The sequence below is a fragment of the Sphingomonas sp. PP-CE-1G-424 genome (genome assembly GCF_004341085.1).
Taxonomy (GTDB): domain Bacteria; phylum Pseudomonadota; class Alphaproteobacteria; order Sphingomonadales; family Sphingomonadaceae; genus Sphingomonas.
Window position 1 is genome coordinate 555,216 of record NZ_SLXW01000004.1, and the last position, 6,000, is coordinate 561,215.

General features: G+C 59.2%; 5 protein-coding genes. 4 read left to right on the top strand and 1 reads right to left on the bottom strand.

The genetic code is table 11. The features are described from left to right. Positions 1–1,728: 1,728 nt before the first annotated feature. Positions 1,729–1,917 (top strand): hypothetical protein, encoded by a 189-nt coding sequence (locus tag C8J43_RS16630; protein ID WP_133031819.1) that lies wholly within the window; start codon positions 1,729–1,731, stop codon positions 1,915–1,917. Here the strand turns inward: C8J43_RS16630 and C8J43_RS16635 are convergent. Then, the gene (locus tag C8J43_RS16635) at positions 1,904–2,659 is read right to left on the bottom strand and encodes a DeoR/GlpR family DNA-binding transcription regulator (RefSeq protein WP_133031820.1); all 756 of its coding nucleotides are present in this window, start codon (positions 2,657–2,659) and stop codon (positions 1,904–1,906) included. The two genes, C8J43_RS16630 and C8J43_RS16635, sit on opposite strands and share 14 nt — an antisense overlap. Before the next feature lie 113 nt (positions 2,660–2,772). Here C8J43_RS16635 and C8J43_RS16640 point away from each other — a divergent pair, with 113 nt between their 5' ends. From C8J43_RS16640 to C8J43_RS16650, 3 genes are all read left to right on the top strand, one after another. Continuing rightward, on the top strand, positions 2,773–3,351 hold the full coding sequence (locus C8J43_RS16640; RefSeq protein ID WP_133031821.1) for an NUDIX domain-containing protein: 579 nt from the start codon (positions 2,773–2,775) through the stop codon (positions 3,349–3,351). 106 nt (positions 3,352–3,457) lie between these two features. Beyond that, on the top strand, positions 3,458–4,339 hold the full coding sequence (locus tag C8J43_RS16645; protein ID WP_133031822.1) for a DUF3829 domain-containing protein: 882 nt from the start codon (positions 3,458–3,460) through the stop codon (positions 4,337–4,339). Positions 4,340–4,613: 274 nt separating this feature from the next. Next, on the top strand, positions 4,614–5,801 hold the full coding sequence (locus tag C8J43_RS16650; protein WP_207893424.1) for a mannuronate-specific alginate lyase: 1,188 nt from the start codon (positions 4,614–4,616) through the stop codon (positions 5,799–5,801). Positions 5,802–6,000 lie beyond the last annotated feature (199 nt).

Here is a 6,000-nt window from a genome sequence, read left to right on the forward strand (position 1 = left end):
GTTACCGGTTATGTTTTCGCCGCCGTAGTCAAAATCTACCCGGCACGTGCCGTAATGATCATCCTGTAGGTTCGGATAAGATCGGCTGGTGATGTCGTATCCTTCATCGACACTACCCCGTTGTACAGCCTCCACCGGCAGCACGAGGGAGTCGGCGACTTGATCGATAAGTAGGCCCGAGGAAATTAAGTCCTTCGGTGGATCACAGCGTGAAATCGGCACCTGGGCATCAACCCCTTCGAGCAGGGCGATGCGGCCGACGAGCATGATTCCGCGGATGTCGGCGCTCGTGCCTGCGTCAACACGCCAGATTGCGGGCTTCTCGGAGGCTAACAGTAGCACGACTGGTGACCGATCCGACCGTACTCTTACGTCAATTGTGCTTCCGCGCGTCGGCCGCCGCACTTGGATAACCTGCAACGTTGTTCCCACTGGTCTTGCTGCGCTCAAACGGCATCGAGTTAGCCATTCTGGTCCATCCGTTGCGACTACGTGCCCAAACGTCCGCGCAGCGTCGGGTTGGACTATTGAACTAGCCGGTGCCCACGTTGCTGCAATTACGAAGGGGATGAGGGTGAGCAGCAACCATCTCTTGAACATTCCGCTATACCCCATCCTGCGCATACATTCGGAACACCGGAAATGGCCTAGGCGGTGAACTCGTTCACTACGCGTCTCGATTGGGTAGGAAGCTATCGCCGCGTATATTCTTAGGCAAGTAGTTCGATACGTTCTGTCAGAGACGGAGAAACGGGAAAGCCGCCCTTAATAAGTGGCCGATTTTGGGATCGCAGATCGCCGGCCTGAACGTCCGACTATGGGCGTAAACGGAATGGCTGGAATGGAAAGGAAAGCGGACCGGTCGCTTTCGAGGCTGCATCCTAGGAAACCAACCACCGAACGGGCGTCCCTGCTCTTACCGAATGAATTTATTTCTAACGCGCAAAACGGAAACACATTTGTCATTTCCGCAATACATTTGGAATGCGTTATCACCAACTCTGTACCATTTATTGGGAGCTGACTGTGTAGATAGTCCGATATCGCGCCAATTTCTAATAAGATATTCTTCCCGGCCACATTCCTTAGGTATGAAGATTGATTGCTCGTAATTATCGCGGGGGCAAGATGCCGTCCAAGAATATTGCGGAGAAGCGACTTTAAAGCTTGGTCGATAGTCAGCCTTTTCGCCGAATAATGCTATTTTGAGGAGCATTATAGCAGATACCAAAAGTACGCCAAATGCAATGAAAAATCTAATCTTCTTACCTTGCGGTGACATTTTATTGCGCGTCCATCGTTGTTGCGCTGACCGAAGCGTGCTTCCTATCTAGCGATTTTAAGATCCCTGCTGATCGCTCGCCGATCGATCTAATTTGTAAGCTTACTTCCTTTCAAAACTCTTCATTTTGGCATCAGGCATGGCCGAGTTGGCATCGTCTCGATGAACGCATGTCCGCTTTCGGGACTGCGAGATTCCCACCAGAACGTCCGACTCTTGGGCGTGAGCGGCCGGGCAGCATTTACCCCGCACCCTGTCGGAAAACACATGATTTTCGGCAGTCGTTGCCGTGGCTATCGCTACGACGCGATATCTGCGCGAGGTGTGTACGACAAACCCTGTCGTATTGGTCGACTGTGCAGAAACCGAAATCCAGAGGTTTTCCGACAGGGCTCCGGCTGGAGGAGCAACTGCAGACGCGCCTGTGCCACCGGAATACTCGCAAGATGGCGCTGATCGAGGAAGGGGTGCATGTTCCTCGAGCGATGCAGGCGCATCCTTGCCAAGATGGAAGCGGCATGCGTAGCGCGCTATCCATGCCGAGCGACGCGGAGCCACGGCAGCTCAACGCGCTTCCCATCAAGCTCATCGCGGGTGTCAGCAAGGCCGATCACCGCCGGGTCACGTTTCGATGATTTGGGTCGCAGCGGACCGGAAGGGCTGCAGCAGTGCGTCAGGCAGCCCGGACTCCGTCACTATTGTCGCTATCTCCACCAGCGGCAGGATGCCGTACGGTGAAGCCGCGCCGAGCTTCTCACGCGTCGCCAGCACGATGGTCTCGGCGGACTGACGCGCGATCAGCCGCTTGATCGACGCCTCCTCGGCGTCTCCAGTGGTGGCACCGGCTTCAGGATGAAGGCCCGTCACCCCCATGAAGAAGGTCTCGATGCGGATACGCGAGATCGCGTCTGCGGTGGCCGACCCCACCGCAACGACCGAATGCTTGAAAAGATGTCCCCCTATCAGGTCCACCTCCACGAGGGGATGTCGCACCAGTTCGACCGCAATGCTCGGACTATGGGTAATGACGGTCGCTCTGAGATCGTGCGACAGGTGACGTGCCAGCTGAACGTTCGTGGTTCCGCCATCGAGAAAGACGATCTGCCCTTGACGTATCAGGGCAGCAGCGATGCGCGCTAGCGTCAGCTTTGCCGACGAGGCGGCCCCCTCGCGTACGGCGAAGTCCGCAGTGGCGGGGGACGACGGCAAGGCACCGCCATGAACCCTTTGCAATGCGCCTTCGGCGGCAAGTTCGCGCAGGTCACGACGGACCGTGTCCTCGGAGACGCCGACCTCCTGGCTGAAGGCTTTGGCGACCAATCGGCCATCCCGCTGGAGGACCCGCCGGATGAGTGCCTTACGCTCTGTCGTCAACACGGATGGCCGCCCCTCTGCACGATATTACTTGACTCTGCACGATAACGCACGAGATAAAGTGGTAAGATCGAGAGCGTCGAAATGCCTCGCCTGCAGTCGTACGAGGTTTCGCTATGAGTATCGCCCAACGCGTTCGCGTCGAAGACGTCACGGTCCTCTCGAACGACTGGTACGTCTTGAAGAAAACCATATTCTCGTTCCTACGCAGCGACGGGACCTGGCAGCAGCAATCGCGCGAAACCTATGACCGCGGCAACGGTGCGACGATCCTGTTGTATGACACCCATCGACGCACGGTGATACTTACCCGGCAGTTTCGCTATCCGGCGTTCGTCAACGGGCACGACGACCTGTTGATCGAAGCGCCTGCGGGGCTCCTCGATCGGGCGGAACCCGAGACACGCATCCGCGCGGAAACGGAGGAGGAGACCGGCTTCCGATTGCGCGAGGTCCGGCAGATCTTCGACGCCTTCATGAGCCCTGGTTCGGTCACCGAACGGTTGCATTTCTTCGTTGCCGAGTATCGTCCCGACGATCGCATCGCGGCGGGAGGAGGAAACGTAGCCGAAGGCGAGGACATCACCGTGCTCGAATTGGGCATCGAGGAGGCGTTGGCGATGATCGCGTCGGGCGCGATCAGGGACGGCAAGACGATCATGCTGCTGCAATATGCCGCGCTGAACCTGTTCTAGACCCGACACGTCGGACCCTCGTTCGCGAACCGAACAGCTTGGCCAGACCGCGGTCCGACCGAGCGACATTCCAAGACGACACTTCAGCAGATAAACAGGACCATCCATGTCTCTTTCCAAGATCCCCGTCATTCTGGTTGGCGCCGCAAGCCTGTGCGTGAGCGGATGTGACAAGATCGCCTCGACCGGCAGTAACGACCAAGGCGTCGCGTCCGGTGTCGCCGGCACCGCAAACCAGCTGGATGCCTATATCGACGCGCACAACGAGCTGGTCGGCCCGTTCGGATTCTATGAAAGGGCCACCTACTACCGCGAAGCCGATGTCGCCCACGCCTCCATCGACGGCCAGTTTCTGGTTGGTGACGGCTCGATCGAGACGGGGATCAAGAAGTTGAAGGAGGCTCGGGCCATGTCCGGCGCCACCGCCGATATCAACGCCGCCGCCGATGCGCTGATCGGATCCATGTCCAAGGTACAGGCGCATCTGGCGGAGCTCGAACCCTATTACGACAGCAAGGCCTATATGGACGACAAGCTGGCGCGTGGGCGCAAGGAGGATCCACGCATGCTGGCCGAGATCGACGCGGCAGACGCTGATCTGACGCGGTTCAGCGATTTGATCGATCGCGACATGGTAAAGCGCGAGGCGGCAACGCTCGAGACGCTGAAGGCAAAGGGTGAACTGCTCGAATACAACAGCCGGTTGGCGATGTTTCATGCCAAGGCGCTGATGACGTTGTTCCGAGGATTCGAAGGCCGTGACACATCGGTGTTTCCACGTGCCGATGCGGAAGTCGCTGCCATCGAAAAGGCGATCGCGGGCGCACACGCAGCGGCGGCCAAGGCCGGACAAAAGGATCCGTCCGAACTGGGCTTACTGTCGTCGATGCTGGGCAGCTATCGGTCGTTCAAGAAGGACGGCCGGCCTGTCGACGCGAAACAGATGCTATCGAGCTATAACAGTGCGGTGCAGATCGCCAACCGATAAGGAGCACCGATCGGGGTCGCGCCACCAGGCCGGTGCGACCCCGTCGACGATCACGTTTCGCCCCCGGCCGCTAGGGTCAGGCCTCATCGATTTCGGTTCAACGGTTTCCCGGAGACAGCAATGCCGTTCACGCATCTTTCCTTTGCGTCCCCAGCATTTCGATCGATCCGCGTTTCGAAAGCGGCAATTCTGTAAAGGGTACCGTTCACACGATACTCAGTCTGCGGAAACTAGCAGACCTTCCTTGGCAGGCACACATCGATCGAGGTGCAAGATGCGAACTTCTGACATGCGGCTCGCGGCCGCGTCGATTATGGCGATCGCCCTCGGTGGGGCGGCACAGCCCCTCCTCGCCGCTGATCTGGTTCCTCCGCCCGGCTACTATGCTGAGGTGGGTCATGGCAGCGCGACGTCGAAGTCGTGCGATCCCGCGCCGCGGCCGTTCACCGGCCAACTCGACTTTCCGAGCAAATATGAGGGATCGGGCGCATCCCGTGACACGCTGAACGACGCATCAGACCAGCGCTACAAGACCATGACGCTGCCGATCAGCGATATGGAGAAGGGCACAACCAAGCTTGTGGACCGCTACATGCAGGACGGCTCACCGCAGACGCTACGCTGCGTCATGGGCTGGTATGCCGCCTGGGCGGACGCGGGCGCGTTGCTCGGCCCGGCGATGGAACATACCGGGCGCTCGGAGCGCAAATGGGCGCTTGCTAGCTTAAGTGGAGCGTGGTTGCGCCTGCACTTCTCCCGCTCCCGCCCGCTCGCGGACAGCTACTCGCAGGAAGCCGCGAGGATCGAGCGCTGGCTAGGCCAGATCGCCGAGCAGGTCATCCGCGAGTGGAGCAGCGGCGATCCGCGCGAGAAGATCAACAACCATTATTACTGGGCTGCCTGGAGCGTGATGGCGACCGGCGTCATTACGGACCGGCAAGATCTGTTCGATTGGGCGACCGGCATGTACGCCGCCTTCACGCGCCAGGTGGATGCCGACGGCTTCCTGCCCAATGAGCTGAAACGCAACACGCGCGCGGCCGGCTACCAAGTCTATGCGGTCACGCCGGTGGCGATGATGGCGGCGTTTGGCAAAGCCAACCATGTCGATCTCGCCGGCGAAGGCGGCAATACCCTGCGGCGGGCGGCCGAACGTGCCGTCACCGCTTATGACGACCCGGTACCATTCGAGGCAAGGACCGGCGCGAAGCAGGTCATGGACGGCGCGGGCGAGCAACAAACCAAGCTCGCCTGGCTCGAACCCTATTGCTGGACGGTCCCCTGCACCGGCGTAGCGTCCGCGAAGCTGGCGCAACTGCGGCCTCTCCGGAACACAAGGCTCGGCGGCAACGTGACGGCTATATTCTCCGGACGGTCCAATGCCCGAAGAGCAGATGGTAGACGGCGATCTCGATCGCCGACAGGATCAGCTGGGCCAATATTGGCCTCCCCGAGCGACTAGGGATTTCCATTTTCCAAAAAACCGTTCCCGAAATCATTTTCTCAAAATCATGATCGGCAGACGGATTACGGGAAAGCTGCGGCTGTTGACCTGCTCCCCAGACTTCATGCCATTGGTAAGTTAGCTCGTCAGATGGAGACGAGTGATGCGGCGAGGCCGATTTACCGAGGATCAGATCATTGGCGTGCTGCGCGAGCAT